This window comes from Hymenobacter crusticola (assembly GCF_002154225.1).
GTDB lineage: Bacteria > Bacteroidota > Bacteroidia > Cytophagales > Hymenobacteraceae > Hymenobacter > Hymenobacter crusticola.
In genome coordinates, this window is the sequence record NZ_MTSE01000011.1 from 156,811 (window position 1) to 173,228 (window position 16,418).

At 59.3% G+C, this 16,418-nt stretch carries 13 protein-coding genes; 10 read left to right on the forward strand and 3 right to left on the reverse strand.

Translation table 11 applies throughout. The annotated features are described in order from the left end of the window. The first annotated feature begins 34 nt into the window (after nt 1–34). The 3 genes from BXP70_RS19090 to BXP70_RS19100 all read left to right on the forward strand — a co-directional run bounded on the left by BXP70_RS19090 (nt 35) and on the right by BXP70_RS19100 (nt 1,654). A complete protein-coding gene (locus BXP70_RS19090; protein ID WP_086595714.1) occupies nt 35–607 on the forward strand; it encodes a TetR/AcrR family transcriptional regulator in 573 nt (190 codons plus the stop codon). A 108-nt stretch (nt 608–715) separates the two neighbouring features. After that, entirely contained in the window at nt 716–1,345 is a 630-nt protein-coding gene (locus BXP70_RS19095; RefSeq protein WP_086595715.1) for an NAD(P)H-dependent oxidoreductase, read from the forward strand. A 12-nt stretch (nt 1,346–1,357) separates the two neighbouring features. Further along, nucleotides 1,358–1,654, forward strand: coding sequence for a putative quinol monooxygenase (locus BXP70_RS19100; RefSeq protein ID WP_086595716.1), 297 nt, complete (start codon nt 1,358–1,360; stop codon nt 1,652–1,654). A gap of 114 nt (nt 1,655–1,768) precedes the next feature. On the opposite strand, the gene BXP70_RS19105 is transcribed toward BXP70_RS19100, so the two are convergent. The 3 genes from BXP70_RS19105 to BXP70_RS19115 form a co-directional block, all read right to left on the reverse strand. Further along, a complete protein-coding gene (locus BXP70_RS19105) occupies nt 1,769–2,461 on the reverse strand; it encodes an SDR family NAD(P)-dependent oxidoreductase (protein WP_086595717.1) in 693 nt (230 codons plus the stop codon). Between the two features lie 148 nt (nt 2,462–2,609). Further along, entirely contained in the window at nt 2,610–3,416 is an 807-nt protein-coding gene (locus BXP70_RS19110; RefSeq protein WP_086595718.1) for a helix-turn-helix domain-containing protein, read from the reverse strand. 63 nt (nt 3,417–3,479) lie between these two features. Further along, a complete protein-coding gene (locus BXP70_RS19115) occupies nt 3,480–4,286 on the reverse strand; it encodes an SDR family oxidoreductase (RefSeq protein ID WP_086595719.1) in 807 nt (268 codons plus the stop codon). Between the two features lie 400 nt (nt 4,287–4,686). On the opposite strand from BXP70_RS19115, the gene BXP70_RS19120 reads away from it, so the two are divergent. The 7 genes from BXP70_RS19120 (at nt 4,687) to BXP70_RS19150 (ending at nt 15,987) form a co-directional block, all read left to right on the forward strand. Continuing rightward, nucleotides 4,687–5,835, forward strand: coding sequence for an MBL fold metallo-hydrolase (locus tag BXP70_RS19120; protein ID WP_086595720.1), 1,149 nt, complete (start codon nt 4,687–4,689; stop codon nt 5,833–5,835). Nucleotides 5,836–6,445: 610 nt separating this feature from the next. Further along, nucleotides 6,446–6,640 carry a hypothetical protein gene (locus tag BXP70_RS19125; RefSeq protein ID WP_086595721.1) on the forward strand — a complete coding sequence of 65 codons (195 nt, stop codon included), beginning with the start codon at nt 6,446–6,448 and terminating at the stop codon, nt 6,638–6,640. A gap of 206 nt (nt 6,641–6,846) precedes the next feature. Continuing rightward, entirely contained in the window at nt 6,847–10,314 is a 3,468-nt protein-coding gene (locus BXP70_RS19130) for a sensor histidine kinase (protein ID WP_086595722.1), read from the forward strand. A 2-nt stretch (nt 10,315–10,316) separates the two neighbouring features. Continuing rightward, nucleotides 10,317–10,970, forward strand: a complete 654-nt coding sequence (locus BXP70_RS19135) for a response regulator (protein ID WP_086595723.1) — start codon at nt 10,317–10,319, stop codon at nt 10,968–10,970. 276 nt (nt 10,971–11,246) lie between these two features. After that, on the forward strand, nt 11,247–11,615 hold the full coding sequence (locus BXP70_RS19140; RefSeq protein WP_143436581.1) for a hypothetical protein: 369 nt from the start codon (nt 11,247–11,249) through the stop codon (nt 11,613–11,615). Between the two features lie 124 nt (nt 11,616–11,739). Further along, complete coding sequence (locus BXP70_RS19145; RefSeq protein ID WP_086595725.1) at nt 11,740–12,804, forward strand: chemotaxis protein CheB; 1,065 nt, start codon at nt 11,740–11,742, stop codon at nt 12,802–12,804. A gap of 162 nt (nt 12,805–12,966) precedes the next feature. Beyond that, nucleotides 12,967–15,987 carry a PAS domain S-box protein gene (locus BXP70_RS19150; RefSeq protein ID WP_086595726.1) on the forward strand — a complete coding sequence of 1,007 codons (3,021 nt, stop codon included), beginning with the start codon at nt 12,967–12,969 and terminating at the stop codon, nt 15,985–15,987. Nucleotides 15,988–16,418: the final 431 nt, after the last annotated feature.

Here is a 16,418-nt window from a genome sequence, read left to right on the forward strand (position 1 = left end):
GTTATCTTTGCCGCACCAAACCAGAGCCACTACTATGAAAGCCCTTCGCCCACTCAGCAACACCCGGGAAAAAATTGTCGGTTTGGCCCAGAACTATATCCAGGGCATTGGCTACCATTCGTTCAACTACCGGCAGATTGCGGCGGACTTGTCCATTAAGAACGCCAGCATTCACCACTACTTCCCGGCCAAGGACGACCTAGGGCTAGCCGTGATTGAGCAAGCCAAGGCGGACTTCGCGGCGGCAACCGAAAGCTGGGCTTCCAAGTCGCCTACTGCCCGCGTAGAGGCGCTGCTGGGCATCTACCGGCACTACCTCGAAGACGGGCGCAAGCTGTGCATCGTGGGGAGTTTTGGGGCTTGCTACCAGGATATTTCGCCGGCATTGCAAAAGGCCATCGATTCCCACGTCGAGCAGATTGCGACCTGGCTGACCGCCACCTTTGCTGAGGGCCTGCGCACCGGGGAATTCAAGTTTGCGGGCACGGCCGAGGCCATGACCTCGGGCTGGACGAGTACGCTGGTGGGGTCGCTGAGTATTGGCCGGACGCACGGGGCGAAGCACTTCGAACAGGCGCTGGATTATTTGCGCCAAAGCATTCGCTAAAAAAAATTTACCTGTGCTACCTACCTGCATGTAGGTAGATTAGCTTTTCACTTCACCGGCCAGGCCTTTTACCTGCCGTTTATTTTTCACCCCTACCCCTTCGCAAGCATGTCATTGCTGAAATCATTCCAGTGGCGCTACGCCACCAAAAAGTACGACGCCACCAAAAAGCTGACCTCAGCCCAATTGGAGGACTTGCTCGAAACGGTGCGCTTGTCGCCCTCGTCGTATGGCTTGCAGCCCTACAAGTTATTTTTGGTCAACGACCTAGCTACCCGCGAGCAGATAAGCCAGGCCGCCATGGGCCAGCCGCAAATCCTGGGTGGGTCGCACTTGCTTGTATTTGCCACCGAGACTAATCTGAACGAGCAGTCGGTCGCCAACTACATCGACGCGGCCGCCGTGGCCCGCAAAGCGCCGCGCGAGGCCCTCGCGCCCCGCGAAGCCCAAATCAATGCCGCCATCAACAAGCTGTCGGCCGGGCAGCGCATCGAGTGGGGCAAGCGCCAGACGTACCTGGCCCTAGGAGTGCTTATCAGCGCCGCTGCCGAGTCGGGCGTCGACGCCTCGCCCATGGAAGGCTTCGACCCGGCGCAAGTGAATGCCATTTTGGGTTTGACCGAGCAAAACCTAACGGCGACGGTGCTCACCGTGCTCGGCTTCCGGGCGCCCGACGACGAGTTTGCCACCTTCGCCAAAGTCCGCAAAGACGAGGCAACCATCATCGCCACGCGCTAACGCCAACCCCGTATGGAAACGCAAACGTTTATGCTGCTGGCCGAAGTGACGGTATTGCCCGAGCATCTGGCCGAAATCACGGCGCTGGCCAAGGCTACCCTCATCCCCACCCTACGCGAACCGGGCTGCGAAATCTTTGTGCAAACGGCCAAGCAGGACGACCCGAATACACTGATTTTCTTCGAGGTTTTCTCGTCCGAAGCAGCTAACCAACTGCACCTAGATGCGCCGTACACGCAGGCATTCTTCGCCGGAGTGCAAGGAAAGTTGGCCCAAAAGCCCACCATGACCTTGCTGCACCACCTGTGAGTTGATCCACGAGCTCGGATGATTATCTAACCTTTCGTCAGCAAGTTTGAACGAACAGTGCGGATTTCAAATGTTCGCTGGCAGCACCATTTGCACTGAGTCCCATTTTGCTCGTTACCAAGGTAAGATCTCGCCAAAACGATCCATATAGCGCAAACCAGGCTTGCCCTCGTTTTGCGTCACCACATCTACTACCCGCGGAATACTCTCCGAAACGTCGAGCACCGCATCGGCCGTCCCCATATCGGTGCGTACCCACCCTGGGGCAATGAGTAGTAACGCGCGCGGGTCGTGCGGATGGCGGGCGGCAAAGGCCTTCATCAGCATATTCAGTGCTGCCTTGCTAGAACTGTACAATTCCCAAAACCCGGTTGACTGGGTAATGCTTCCGAGTTCGGAAGACATCACGGCAATGACGCCCTGCTGCGTTACTTGGGCGTGAAACAATTCGATCACGCGCATCGGACTTAAGGCATTAGTCAGCAGCATCTCCCAATAATCTTGTTCCTCTACTTGTAGAGGGGTTTGTTCCGTTGCCCGGCTGATACCAGCATTGACAAATAGAACATCTAGGGTCCGCGCGTGTAGCCGTTGCTGCAAGGAACGCACCTCGTGTAGTTGGACTATATCGACGTTGTCTTCAATTTCCAACGTACCTGGATAGGCCTGCTGTAAACGGATCAGCGCCTCAGAGGGCTTTCTGACGGTGGCAATTACCTGATAACCGCGCCGGCAGTACTCTTCGGCCAGCGCAAGCCCCAGCCCGCGCGAAGCACCGATAACCAGGACTGTTTTAGTCATTTCCATGCTGTGCATTTAAGGTACAAGAAGGAATGTTTTTTCTGCCTGTGCAGGAAGGTGGTCACCTTCCTGCACAGGCAGGCGAGGCCTCGAAGGAACCTCAGAAACAATTGTCGAAAAGTAGTGGCCAGTATACGCGCCATTTGCCCTAAGATCATTGCATCATGGACGGAGCGATGCCAAAGTGTTTTTTAAAAGCCACAAAAAAATGCGCGTAGTCTTTGAAGCCTACCTCTAAGTATACTTCCGTAGACTTACGCTTTTTCTCCTTTAATAGATAATGTGCGTCTTCCAGCCGTTTTTGTACTAGCCACCGGCTGGGCGTTGTGTGGTATAGTTTGCCGAAGTCGCGTTTAAAGGTGGAAAGGCTTCGACCAGTCAGGTAAGCGAAGTGCTCCAAAGTGCTGTTGCAGTGGTAATGCTCCTCCATGTACGCCTGCAAATCGATTTTGCCGGGTTCGTTGAAATCGAAAAGCAACGCTTTCAGATGGGGATTTGCCGCCAGGAAAATCAATACCGCTTCTTTTACTTTAACCCTGACCAATGAGGCCTCTAGCTGGTGGTTATGTTCTACATACGGCAGCAAGGAGTCGATGTAGTTGTTGAATAGAGGGTTGGGTTTTAAGACAAACACGTTGTCGTAGGCCGCAGCGTCCGCTCCATCGGATTGGAATTGACTTTTCAATTCCAGTAAAGTGGTTTGGTCGATGCAAATGGAAAGGGAGCGGTATTCTCCACCTTGTGGCGGCTGCTTCACAAACTTGCTGAGGCGGTTACGGGCAGCGAAGCGAAAGTCGCCGGCTTGAAACAGATGCGACTGGCCGCCAAAAGAAACTTCGGATGTGCCGGCGATGATGTAGTCGACCACATGCTGCCGAATGAAGAGCTCACCTTCGACAACTCTTTTTGAAACGCAGGAATACACAAGCTGAGGTACGTGCGGATCGGTCGTATTGGCCATAGGATGCAATTACTTAAAGCAAACCAGACGACCTAGCGAAGCCGGCCAGTCTGCCGAACGTTATTACCCCAGAAACAAGCTAGCCATTTCTTTGATAGCGGCTTCTGCCCCAATTTCTACCCGGCGCTCATACAGGCTTGTGCAGTCTGCGCCAGCCCTGTAATGGACTTGGCTTTTGCCATCGGTTGCCGCCTCATAAACTAGTGCGGCTACTTCTTCCGCCGTCGAACCGCTGGTCGTGGGGTCCATCATGCTGTTGACCACGTGCAAGTACTGATCGAGTTGCTGCTGGTAAGGCTCGGAGGTAGTTACCACCATATTGGCCCCAAACGCGGTGCGGATGAAGCCGGGCGCAACGGTTTTAACCCCCACCCCAAAGGAGGCTAGCTCATAGCTTAGTCCTTCACTCCAGCCATGCAGCCCCCACTTTACGGCATGATAGATACTATCAAACGGGAAGGTCACGAGGCCGGCAACGGACGTGATAGTGATAAACAAACCACTTCTCTTTTCCCGCATATGCGGAATAAAGGCCTGGGTGACGCGAATGGCGCCCAGCAGGTTCGTGTCTATCTGTGTAGCGAGCTGCTCTGGGCTCACACTTTCCAGCGGACCGATAGCGCCATACGCCGCATTGTTCAGGACGACATCTATGGGGCCCGACGCAATTGCGGTTCGGACAGTGGTAGCTATCTGCTCCGGCTTAGTAATGTCCAGCGGCAAGACCGTTACGTTTTCCAGTAAGTCAAAGCCCCCCGCTTTGGTGGTATCGCGCATGGTGGCAATGACCTTCCACCCTTTCTGATGGAACAGCTGAACGGCTGCCTTACCCAAGCCACTGGAGGTGCCGGTAATGAATATTGTTTTCATCTTTCGTGCGTGTGTTTGCTCTGCAAAGGAAGATAAAAGGCCCGGTGGGCGTATTGTTGAAACGGTCAAATTACCTTGTTGTGAGGGTCACAAAAGAATGCTGCTGATACTCCCGTAGAAGCAGCGTAGGTGCGTTTATATCTTATCGTCATCATCTTGCTTGCCTGTATCTTGGGCGTACTGCCGCTGGTAGTTGCTTCCGGTGCTGGCACCCAAGCCGCCAGACGGTTGGCTGGCCCGTACTAGGAGGATGCTCCTGCTACCTTTGCTGACGACCTTTAGTGTGCCCGTTTTGTATGCGCTCATCACCTAGGTCGGCTATGGCCAGTAGAACTCATTGAACCCTCGTTTAGAGTAGGTGTGTGCCGCAAGCGCATGTACCGTTTGACTTCCTATTAGAATGCGTAAACGCTTCAAGACTTTCCTGATGACCATCAGCGGACTTACTGGGACCCTGTTACTGGCCGCCGTGGCCTTCAACTTTCTGAGCCCCGAGCTCGGCGGCAAGCCTACGAAGGCCGAGCGCGTCGCCTTCGTCCAAACCGGCCACTACCGCGACGGCGAATTTCAAAATCTGCAACCCACTGCGGTAATGACGGGCGGGAGCACCATCAGCACGATGTGGAAGTTTCTGACCCAAACCGCACCGCATGCCGACCCACCCGGTCCGCTCCCCTGGCAAAAGCTAGATTCGCTGACTATCACCCAAAAAACGCCCGACCTGGTGCGCGTAACGTGGTTTGGCCACTCGGCGAGCCTGGTGGAAATAGCTGGCCAGAACCTGCTGCTCGACCCCATGCTGAGCATCGGCATGGGCCCAGCGCGCTGGGCGACGCCCAAGCGCTACAACCCCGAGCTAGCCATTCGCCCCGAACAGCTGCCCCCTATTGCCGCCGTGCTTATTTCCCACGACCACTACGACCACCTCGATTATCAGACGGTGCAGAAAATCAAGGATAAAGTCGGCCTGTTCTGCGTACCCCTAGGTATTGGCGCGCATCTGCGGGCCTGGGGCGTGGCGCCCGAGCACATTCGGGAAGTGAGTTGGGGCGACAGTGTGCGCCTACCGGGCCTCACGTTGATCAGTACACCTAGCCGGCACTTTTCGGGGCGCGGCCTCGGGAACCGCAACACGACGCTGTGGACTTCGTGGGTGATGCAGGCCCCCAACAAGCGGCTCTTTTACACCGGAGACGGAGGCTACGGCACGCACTTCGCCGCCATCGGTCGCCAGTATGGGCCCTTCGACCTAGCCTTGGTAGAATGCGGACAATACAATGCCGACTGGGCTCAGATTCATATGGAGCCTGAGCAAAGCGTACAAGCGGCCCTGGATGTGCGCGCCCGCGTAATGCTGCCCGTGCACTGGGGCGCCTTCACGGAGGCACGCCACCCGTGGAACGAGCCGGTGCGACGCGCCTTAGCCGCTGCCGCCGCCCATCCCGACTTGCTACTCACTACCCCTCGCCTAGGTCAGCCTGTGGTGCTTGGGAACCCCTTACCACAGGAGCGGTGGTGGGAAGAGTTATCGAGTAAGAGCAACCCGTAATGCCATAGCTAGCACCTTGTTGCGTGTTACGTCAGGCCAAGACCGAGGCGCTGCTGTTTCAAAGCGTTGCTGAAACAACTGCTTGGAGTACTCGACCGGGTTTCGCTAGGGTACATGGCTTTGTAGCTAGGTATCAAGGGGCATTGCTGAACCGAATTCGGGCTCAAGTGAGCAAGGCTAGCCGGTGATCATTCGGCGACACCAATACCTGTTTTCAAGCAGCAACCGATTGACTCATGTGCCAGTTGTCATCCTAAACGGCGTGAATTTCTACTGTTTCTGTCGCTGGCGTGTCGCAAGCCGAACGCCCCATTAGGCTATCATTGAGCAAACATTGAGCAAACGGCGGCCGGCTGCAATCGGCAGGGCTAGGCAGGCACGTTCCGGCAAGCTCTACCAGAGAATCCGTTCCGGCCTAGGCCAGCACAAGGATAACTACTAGCTGCAAGAGGTTGGCCATCAGACAGACAGCGAGCGTATATGGCCCTCCTGCTCTGTAAAATTTAGGTATAATCCGCAGCGCCATTCTCGTATTATCCGTAGCGCATTGCGATTTTTCAAACCGCACCTTTGGGGCAGCGTACCACGGCGCTCCTTTTCGGTTCTTTGTATGGCATACGATGCACGCTTTGGCCCCAACGCCCAAACTCCCGCACAGCGGGCTTGGGTATTAGCTCAGATGCAGGACGTTATTCCTGGCTTGAAAACCAAGGTCACGCCTGCTGACCGACAGCTCTACGCCCGCTACGTAGCCGGCGAGCTAAGCTGGACCGACATGCGCCAGGCCATCCACGTTCTTCCCTAGCCTAGGTCGGCCCGTTCTCTCGGTCTCGGCTACTCACCCTTTACAAACAAGTCATTAACCTGAAAACGGACCAGCCCCCCGGCAGGGGCTAGGTTCCCTTTACAAGGTTCTAGGTCTCACGCACTCTAGCTTTTAGCTAAAATGGAAGCTCCTGCGTAAGTCTCTTAGAAAGGCAACAATTACTCCTGGTTGCCAGCTGTCGATGCATGCGTAAAACTAACCCTCGTGCTACTCCCTCGGCGGACCCCGCCGTCCCCCCAGAACCCGTCGGTGCTGCCGACGGGGCCGGGACGGAGGTGGACTCTTTGTTCCAAACGCTGCCGTGGGGCGTGGTAGTGTTAGATGCGCAGGGCACGGTGCTGCACCTCAACCAGCAAGCGGCGCACTGGTGGGGCATATCGGGGCAGGCTTTGCAAGGAAAACAGCTAGGCCCGGACACCGCCGGCACGTTGCCCCCCAACTTACAGCAGGCGCTACGATTGGTGGTGAGCGGGCAGTTAATACCTAGCACGTTCTTTCTGCCCCAACACCAGCAGTGGATCAGCATGACCACCGCCCGGCAAGCTGACCACTGGGTGGTGTACTGGCAAGACGTTACGGCGCAGAAGCAGGAGGAACGGCAGCAGCAAGCCCAGCAGCTTGCCAGTGACAACCTGCTCCGGCGCACCGAAGCCGTGGCCCGCACCGGCAGCTACGAGCTGGAACTGGCTACGGGCCACCTACATTTTTCCGACGGTTTGTTTCGCTTGTTTGGGGAGGAGCCCGGCGCCTTTATCCCTAGTGTGGCGCTCATTGATTCCCGCTCCCACCCCGAGGACCCAGGGCGTGTCGAGCAGATACTCGCTCGTGCCGTAGCGGACCAGCAACCGTACGCCTATCAACGCCGCATCTACCGCTCCGACGGCCAACTGCGCACGCTGGAAGCCCACGGCCGGGTGGAATGCGACGCTGCGGGCCAGCCCGTGAAGCTGCTGGGCCTGCTGCAAGACGTGACCGAGCGCGAGCAAGCGGCCCAGGAAATGCTGCGCGTGAAAGACGAGCTAGCCCAGCGCGCCGTCGCTAACTACACGGTGCTCTACAACTCCATGGACGAAGGCTTCTGCATTGTGGAGGTTCTATTTGACGCGGCGCAGCAGCCCTTTGATTATCGCTTTCTCGACGTCAACCCAGCATTCAAAAAGCATACGGGGCTGAGCCCCGCCCTAGGCCAGACCATGAGCGAGCTGGTACCTGCCAGCGAGTTGGTACCTACCAGGGAGCCGTTCTCGGCCACCATCTACGGCCAGGTAGCCCGCACGGGGGAGCCGGCGCGCTTCGACGGGTACGCCGAGTCCGTTGGCCGTTGGTTTGATGTGAATGCCTTTGCCGTGGGCTCCCCGCCTGATCGGCACGTCGCCGTTCTCTTCAGCGACATCACTGCCCGTAAGCAAACCGAACAGGCCCTGCGCGAATCGGAAGACCGCCTGCGGCAGGCCGTGGAGCTAGCCCACCTCGGTATTTGCCACTGGGACTACCAACAGGATACGATGTGGGGCAACGAAGAGCGGTTTCGGATGCTGGGGCTCGACCCCGCGCAGGGCCTGCTGACGCTGGTGCAAGCCATGGCCCTGACGCACCCCGACGACCGCGAAACGTGGGCGAGCATCCGCCAGCAGGTGGAAGCCCACGGCGAGTTTCGGGCGAGCTACCGGATTGTGCGTCCTGGCGATGGGGCCGTGCGCTGGATTGCCGAAGTGGGGCGGGTAGTGGAGCGGCAGCAAGAAAAGCCCGCGCACGTCAGCAGCGTGCTGCTCGATGTGACGGCGGACCACGAAGCGGCCGAAGCCCTGCGCCAATCCGAGGAGCAGTTTCGGTTGCTCGTTACCGCCACCTCCGATACCGTGTACCGGATGGACGCCGACTGGACGCAGATGGAGCAACTGATCGGCAAAGATTTTCTGGCCGACGCTTCGGGCCCGACCCGCGCCTGGGTGGAGGAGTACATTCCGGCCGAGGACTTGCCCCAGGTGCAAGCCGTCATTGCCGAGGCCATCCGCGAAAAGCGCCCGTTTGATCTAGAGCACCGCGTGCGGCGGGCCGATGGCACCGTGGGCTGGGCGCATTCGCGCGCTATTCCAGTGCTCGGTGCCCAAGATGAGCTTACCGGGTGGCTAGGAACGGCCCGCGACGTGAGTACCCGCAAGCAAGCCGAAGCGCAGCTCCTGGAATTTAATGCCCAGCTGGAACGGCAGGTAGCCGAGCGCACGCAAGCCCTGGGCGAAAGCCAAGCTAGGTTGCAATCGGTGTTCGACCTGACCACCAACGCCGTAACTCTGCTGCGCAGCGTGCGCGACGACGCCGGCCTCCTCCTCGATTTTGAGTACGTACTGGCCAACCCCGTCGCGCAGGCGTACTACAGCGGCCAGCCGTTGATCGGTCAGCACTATCGCACCCTGCACCCGGCGGGCACGGGCTCCCTGGTGTTTGAGCAGCTCGCGCGAGTGGTCGAAACCGGCCGCCGCGCCGACTTTGAGGTGCTGGACGATCAGCAAGGGCACAACCATTGGCTGCGGCTGGTAGCCGTGAAGCTAGCCGACGGGCTGCTGTACACAGCCGAGGACATCACGGCGCGCAAGCTGCTGGAGCAAGCCAAAATCCAGAGCCTAGCGCTTCTCCAAGAGTCGGAAGCAGTGGCTGGCATGGGTAGCTGGAACTACGATCTGGTTACCAAAAAACTTATCTGGTCTGACGGCTTGTATCACCTCCTAGGTCGGGCAGTAGGTAGCCCGGTCAAGCCCCAATTTTTTCTCGATGCCGTGCTGGACGACGACCGGCCGCTCGCTGCGCGCCTGGTACGCACCCTGGCCGCCGGCACCGATACGTTTGACGAATCGCTGCGCCTGCGCGTGGGCGACGCGGTCAAAACGGTACGCTGCAAGGCCGTGCCGCTCCCCCACTCGCCGGGCCCCCCGGTGCGGGTGCTGGGCGTGTGCTTGGATGTGAGCGACCTAGGCCGCTTGGAAGCCGAAAACCTAGCCCTGAAGCTGGACCGCCACAAGGAGCTGCTGCTGGCCATTTTGCAAGCCCAAGAAAACGAGCGGGAACGCCTGGGCGAAGTGCTGCACAACAGCCTAGGCCAAGTGCTGTACGCCACCAAGCTGCGCCTCGATCAGCTAGATACCCCCGCCCTGCAAGAGTTGCCCGCCCTGGCCTCCCTGCACGAGCAAACCGCTCGCCTGCTGGCTGAAGCCATGCGCCAGACCCGCACCCTGGCGCATGAGCTGGTGCCCACCTCCCTCGCCAAGTTTGGCCTCGCCGTGGCCGTCCGCGACGTATGCCGCGATTTATCCACGCCGCAGCTGCGCATCGAGTGTCAGGTGTGGAGTGAGGAACAACAACTACCACAACCCGTGCAAGTTACCCTCTTCCGCCTAGCCCAAGAGCTGGCCCATAACATCGTGCGGCACGCCGGGGCCACGCGGGCTCTGCTGGAACTAGAAACGCTACCCAACTGGGTCAGTTTGCGGGCCGAAGACAACGGCCGCGGCTTCGACCCGCAGACCGTGGCCGAAGGCCTAGGTCTGCGCACCGTGCGCGACGCCGTGGCCCTGCTGGGCGGTACCGTCGCCATCGACTCCTCGCCCGAATTCGGCACGCATATTCGTTTGCGTATTCCCCTTCCTCTTTTCTCATAGCCATGATTCGCGTATTTATCGTTGACGACCACGTCCTAATCCGCGAAGGCCTGCGTACCCTGCTCGCCGGCAACCCGTTGTTCGACGTGGTAGGCGAAGCCAGTAACGGGCAGCTGCTGCTCGACCAATTGTCCACCATCGCCCCCGACGTGGTGCTGCTCGACCTGAACATGCCCGGGCTCGACGGCCTCGCCACCACGCACCGGCTGCGGGCCGAGTACCCGCACCTGCGCATCCTGCTACTCTCGATGATGACCCACGAGCATACCATTGGGGAAGCACTGGCGGCGGGCGCCCACGGCTACGTGCTCAAAAATGCGGCGAAGCACGAAGTGGTTGCGGCCTTGCAGAGCGTTGCCGCCGGCCAGCGGTTTCTCTGTTCGGAAATTGGCTTGGGCCTATTGGAAAAAGTCCTCCGCCTTGAGTCGGGCCAGCCAAGCACGACCCTAGGCGCCGGGGTTAAAGTAACGCTGACGCACCGGGAGCGGGAAATTTTGCAGCTGGTTGCCACGGGGCTCACGAATCAACAAATTGCAGATAAGCTCTTTACCAGTCGGCGTACGGTCGAGTCGCACCGCCAGAACCTGCTGGAGAAAACCGGCGCCAGCAACACGCCGGCCTTGGTAAAATATGCCATGGAGCAAGGCTGGTTTTAGCCCGGTAGTGGCTAGGCAACCTAGCCGTACTGCGTATTCATACGGAGCCATAATCAGGTAGCCACCCCAAGCGAATCCCGTAAATCTGCGGGGCTGGCGCGGCATAGGAAGCCGTTCCTTTGTAGTGTTGTCGGACGGCTGCGTTTCCCGCAGACCAACACGAGCGCCGTATTGGTAGGCTCGTTTTCCAAGCGGCTTTTTAGCTGCGCCTCGCTGTTGCAAGCGCCCCCTCGTGCCGCGCTTTGGTGGTTCACTCACTTTTTCCTCTTTCCGTGTATGCAAGTTTCTACTGCTGTTATGCTGAATGATTCGACTACCGCTGCGCTCACGCCCGTTGTCTTAGCTAGCTTGAATGCAAAGCAACTGGCGGAGCTGCTGGTAGCGCCCCTGCCGCAGCTCCTGATCGACTGCGGCGAGCTAGGTATTCCGCACCCACTGGGCGTGTGCCACTTTGTGTCGCAGCTGTTGTGCTTGCGGCGGCGCGGGACGCGCGTCTGGTTGTGCAACGTGCCGCTCGTATTGCACCACAGCCTGTCCCAATTGGGATTAGGAACCTTGTTTCCGGTAGTGGGGAACGACAACCGGCCGCTTCTTCCTGACCTAGGCCCGGCAGCCATTTCTTCTTCTCTTGCAATGAGTGCCTGAAGCAGTTGCCCTAGCTTGCCCGCTTAGCCGTATCCATGAAGGAGGCGGTGCGCACCTTGAGAGGCGCTAGGTCTAGTGTCCTTCGCACCAAGCCTCGGTAAGTAACCTAGCCCTAAAAAACGCCATGACCACATCCCCACCCGCAAAAAGCCGGAAGCCCTACCGGGATATTGTCGTCATTGGCGCCTCCGCGGGCGGTACGGCGGCCCTGATGGCCCTCGTGCAAGCCCTGCCGGCCGATTTTCCGGCTCCCATTTTCGTGGTTTTGCACGTAGCGGCTGATTCGCCCAGCATCGTGCCCCAGCTACTCAGCTCGGTTTCGGCCCTGCCGGTTCGGCACCCCCAAAACGAGGAAACGGTGGAGCCAGGCGTCATCTACGTGGCCCCCGCTGACCACCACATACTACTGGAAGCCGACCGGGTGCTGGTCACGCGAGGGCCCAAGGAGAACCGCTTCCGGCCTTCCATCGACGCCCTATTCCGGTCGGCGGCCTACACGTATGGTCCCCGGGTGATTGGCGTCGTGCTGACTGGCTACCTCGATGATGGCACCTCGGGCCTGTGGTCGGTGCAGCGCATGGGCGGGCGGGCCATCGTGCAAGACCCCCAAGATGCCGAGCAGCCCTCCATGCCGACCAACGCCCTAGAATTTGTAGCGGCCGATTACGTCGTGCCGCTGGCCCAGCTAGGTGCCCTGCTAGGTCGTCTGACCCAAGAGCGCGCGCCCGCCAAAACCCGCCTGCCCGCCGCCGAGCTAGATCTACTCAAAATCGAACTGACCATTGCCAAGCAGGGAGGCGGCTTCGAGCTAGGCATCATCGACAAAGGTCGGCCCACACCCTTGACTTGCCCCGACTGCCACGGGGCGCTAACGCAACTCATTGAAGGCAAGCTTATTCGCTACCGCTGCCACACGGGCCACGCGTACACCGTCAGCGCCTTGCTCAGCGAGGTTACCCAGTCGGTAGAAAGTATGCTCTACCAATCTATGCGCGGGCTGGAAGAAACCAAGATGCTGCTGCAAAACCTAGGTCGCCACTTTGCCGACGACCTACAAGAAGCGGTGGCGCAACTGTTTTTCCGCAAAGCCGACGAAACCGGCCAGCAGGCCCGCATCGTGCACGACTCAATCCTGAAGCACGAAGCCCTCAGCGGCGACCTACAGTTTGAACGAAAGAAGTTGGGCTAGCCTAGCGCGGCTATTCGTGTGAGGCCCTTCGGCGAGAAGTCTATTTCTTTCGAGAATTACTCGCTCTAGAAGAAGCAAAAGGATGCTTCTCCCTCCCTATCCGTTATAGACTCGTAGACAGCGCTACCTAGGGTGTATCTTCACTCCCTAGGTAGCTCTTCCATGCCTGTTGCTGCCTCCTTTCAGTACCCCGATGTGTTCCCTTGCGAATCGTTGCTCACGACGGTGCTCGACGTTTCGTCCAGCGGCCTAGTGCTCTGTACGCCGGTGTACGATTCGGCAGGCACCTTGCAGGACCTAGCCTTCGCCTTTCTCAACCCCGTTGCGCAACAAATGCTAGGCTTGCCGGCCCAACCATCGACTGCGTATGTGCAACAGTTTCCTAACTGCCGAACCGATGAGAGCTGGGCCGCGCTACTCGACGCGTTTCTTTCAAACGAACGGCGCAGCTTCCAACTGACCGCCACGCTCAATGACCAGCTGGGCCGCTGGCAGGTAGAAAGCCAGCGCGTGGGTGGCGGGCTGCTGTTGAGCCTCACGACGGAGGCTGCTCAACCAGAAGCGGCGGCCTTGGCTGCGGAGCCAAAACGCCGGCAGGCCGAAGAAGCCTTGCGGCAAACCCAAGAGCAGCAGGCCTTTCTGCTCCACCTCAGCGACCGACTGCGCCCCTTAGCCGATCCAGCCGGCATTCAGTATGAGGCCGCCTGCGCCCTAGGTCAATATGTGGGAGCCAGCCGCGTGGGCTACGCCGAAGACCAGGGCGACAACGCGCACATCGTCGTGACGCGCAACTACACCCAAGCGGGCGTGGCCAGCCTCGAAGGCTATTACCACTACGACGACTACGGCCCGGAGCTGTTGCGCGCCTTTAAGCAGGGCCGCTCCGTCGTACGGCCGGATATTGCCCACGACCCGGAGCTGAGCGAGCAGGAAAAAGCCGCCCACGCGGTGCTACAGCTTGGGGCCACCATCAACGTGCCCCTGCTCAAGGACGGGCAGCTCATCGCCGTGCTCTTCATGCACTACCCGCAGGCGCACGCCTGGCGCGATGAGGAGCTAGCTTTGCTGGAGGAAACGGCCGAGCGCACCTGGTCGGCTGTGATGCGCGCCCGCAGCGAGGCAGCGCTGCGCGCGTCGGAAAAGCGGTTTCGAACCATGGCTGATGCTGTGCCGCAGATCATCTGGATCACGGATGGGGAAGGCCGCACGGAGTTCTTCAACCGGCAGTGGAGCCGCTACACCGGCGTAGCCTTTGAGCCAAGCACGGCCGCCGCGGTGGCTGGTGGGTTTGTGCACCCAGCCGATGGAGCCCGCACAATGGAGGTTTTCGAGCAAGCCCGGCGCACTGGCACCGTCTTCGAAGTAGAACACCGCATTCGGGCTGCCGATGGCACGTACCGCTGGTTTTTAGTGCGCGCCGAGCCGTTTCGCGACCCGGCCAGTGGCCAGATCATTCGCTGGTATGGCTCTTCCGCCGACATCGACGACCGCAAGCAGGCCGAAGAAACGTTGCGCGCGCGGGAGCAGCAGCTAACGTTCCTGCTTCAGCTCAGCGATACGCTGCGCCCGCTCACCGACTCGGTCGCCGTACAGGTCACCGCCGCCCGATTGCTCGGCGAGCACCTAGCAGTGGACCGCGCCTACTACATCGACATTGATGAAACCGCCCAGCAGTTCGTGGTGGCTCACGATTGGCACCGGCCCGGTGCCCCAAGCCACGCGCGACGCTACCCGCTTGGCGACTGGGCCATGCCCTGGCTGCTAGACGGCCAAACCTGGGTCTGCCGCGACGTCGACACTGACCCCGTGCTGCCCAACGAGCAACGGGCCGCCTACCGAGGCAACGATATTCGCGCGGCCGTAGTGGTGCCCTTACTGAAACAAGGGCGACTAGTAGCCACCTTTGTTGCCAACCAAACTACGCCCCGGGCCTGGACGGCGCAAGAGGTAGCGCTGGTCGAAGAGGTTGCCGAACGCATCTGGGGACCCGTGGAACGCGTCCGCGTTCAGGAAGCCTTGCGAGCCAGCGAAGAGAAACTTGCCGTGGTGTTTGCCGCCTTGCCCGTTGGCGTCGGCGTTGTAGATATTCGGGGCAACGTCGTGCTAGCCAATAGTAGCATGCAACAGTATCTGTCGACCGGCGTCATCCCCGCGCGCGACGCCCGGCGCGGGCGCTGGCGCGCCTACCACCCGGATGGCCACTTGCTCGACCGCACCGAGTTTCCCGGCGCCCGGGCGTTGCGGGGCGAGGAGGTGGTGCCCGGCGTCGAGATGGTTTACACGAAGGAGGATGGCACGCAGGTCTGGACGCGGGTGAGCGCTGTACCGCTCCTAAATGGTCAGAGTCAAGTAAGCGGCCACGTCATGGTCGTTATCGATATCACGGCGGCCAAAGAGGCCGAGCAAGCGTTGCGGCAGTCGCAACAACAGCTACAACACTCGAATGCGCAGCTCACCCACACCAATATCGATCTGGACAACTTCATCTATACAGCTTCCCATGATCTGAAAGCACCTATTACGAACATCGAAGGCCTCGTGTCCTTGGTGCAGGAGCAGTTGCCGCCCGAGTTGCCACTCACCCGCGAGCTACAGCCGATCCTCGATATGATGCAGGACGCGGTGACGCGTTTTAAGCGCACCCTCGACCACCTGAGTGATGTTGTGAAGTTGCAGAAGGAGCACACGGCACCTGTTACGGCGGTGCTGCTACAGCCCGTTATTGAGGAAGTGCGCCAGGACCTGCAGCCGTTGCTGGCCGCAACCGGAGCGCAGGTCGTAGTGGACGTAGCCGCCTGCCCCGGCGTGTGGTTCTCCCCGAAGAATCTGCGCTCGGTAGTCTACAACTTGCTCAGCAACGCGGTGAAGTTCCGCCACCCTGACCGGGTACCGCAGGTGCGTATTTTCTGCCAGCTAGACCCAGCAGGCCAGTATCTCGTGTTGCGCGTTCAGGACAACGGATTGGGTATTGCGAAAAGCCAGTACCAAGAACTCTTCACTATGTTCCGGCGCTTGCATACGCACGTAGAGGGTTCTGGCTTGGGCCTATACATGGTTAAGCGTATCGTTGAGAACGAAGGCGGGCGCGTGGAAGTCCAGAGCCAACTACAGGTAGGTACCACCTTCTCGGTCTATCTACCCTACCGACCTTTTCCCACCGCTACAACGTCCGCTCCCGCCTAGAAACGTAGAGCTAGCACCAACTCAACCTGTAGGGGAGTGAGGGGCTTGGCTACGTAAGCGGCGGCGGGAAACTAATTCGTCCGTAGCTAGTCGCGTGAACGCACGACCGTAGTGAGCACCACTACAACGGCCGGTCGTTGGCCTGGTGCCCGCCGCTGGCAAACACCTAAAAATACACTACCTCCAACGGGACGTAAGGGTAGCTAGGTGGCGGTACAGGCCATCCGTAGCAGACGAGTGTAATGTGCTACCTTAGAACGCTTTTACTATCTGCTACCCTTACTATCTACTATCTATGCATTCTTCCCCAGCCGGCTTCCCGGCCGACCTCGCCGCTAACCACGAGCTGCTGCATTCCCTGCTGGAGGTTTCGCTGACGGGGATTATTCTGTTTCGTCCCGTGTACGCGGCCGGAGAAAGCGGTGAACTCG

What these genes read in the sequence shown, in the direction of transcription:
- BXP70_RS19090 (WP_086595714.1), top strand. Translation starts at nt 35, where the DNA reads ATGAAAGCCCTTCGCCCACTCAGCAACACCCGGGAAAAAATTGTCGGT.
- BXP70_RS19095 (WP_086595715.1), top strand. Translation starts at nt 716, where the DNA reads ATGTCATTGCTGAAATCATTCCAGTGGCGCTACGCCACCAAAAAGTAC.
- BXP70_RS19100 (WP_086595716.1), top strand. Translation starts at nt 1,358, where the DNA reads ATGGAAACGCAAACGTTTATGCTGCTGGCCGAAGTGACGGTATTGCCC.
- BXP70_RS19105 (WP_086595717.1), bottom strand. Translation starts at nt 2,461, where the DNA reads ATGGAAATGACTAAAACAGTCCTGGTTATCGGTGCTTCGCGCGGGCTG.
- BXP70_RS19110 (WP_086595718.1), bottom strand. Translation starts at nt 3,416, where the DNA reads ATGGCCAATACGACCGATCCGCACGTACCTCAGCTTGTGTATTCCTGC.
- BXP70_RS19115 (WP_086595719.1), bottom strand. Translation starts at nt 4,286, where the DNA reads ATGAAAACAATATTCATTACCGGCACCTCCAGTGGCTTGGGTAAGGCA.
- BXP70_RS19120 (WP_086595720.1), top strand. Translation starts at nt 4,687, where the DNA reads ATGCGTAAACGCTTCAAGACTTTCCTGATGACCATCAGCGGACTTACT.
- BXP70_RS19125 (WP_086595721.1), top strand. Translation starts at nt 6,446, where the DNA reads ATGGCATACGATGCACGCTTTGGCCCCAACGCCCAAACTCCCGCACAG.
- BXP70_RS19130 (WP_086595722.1), top strand. Translation starts at nt 6,847, where the DNA reads ATGCGTAAAACTAACCCTCGTGCTACTCCCTCGGCGGACCCCGCCGTC.
- BXP70_RS19135 (WP_086595723.1), top strand. Translation starts at nt 10,317, where the DNA reads ATGATTCGCGTATTTATCGTTGACGACCACGTCCTAATCCGCGAAGGC.
- BXP70_RS19140 (WP_143436581.1), top strand. Translation starts at nt 11,247, where the DNA reads ATGCAAGTTTCTACTGCTGTTATGCTGAATGATTCGACTACCGCTGCG.
- BXP70_RS19145 (WP_086595725.1), top strand. Translation starts at nt 11,740, where the DNA reads ATGACCACATCCCCACCCGCAAAAAGCCGGAAGCCCTACCGGGATATT.
- BXP70_RS19150 (WP_086595726.1), top strand. Translation starts at nt 12,967, where the DNA reads ATGCCTGTTGCTGCCTCCTTTCAGTACCCCGATGTGTTCCCTTGCGAA.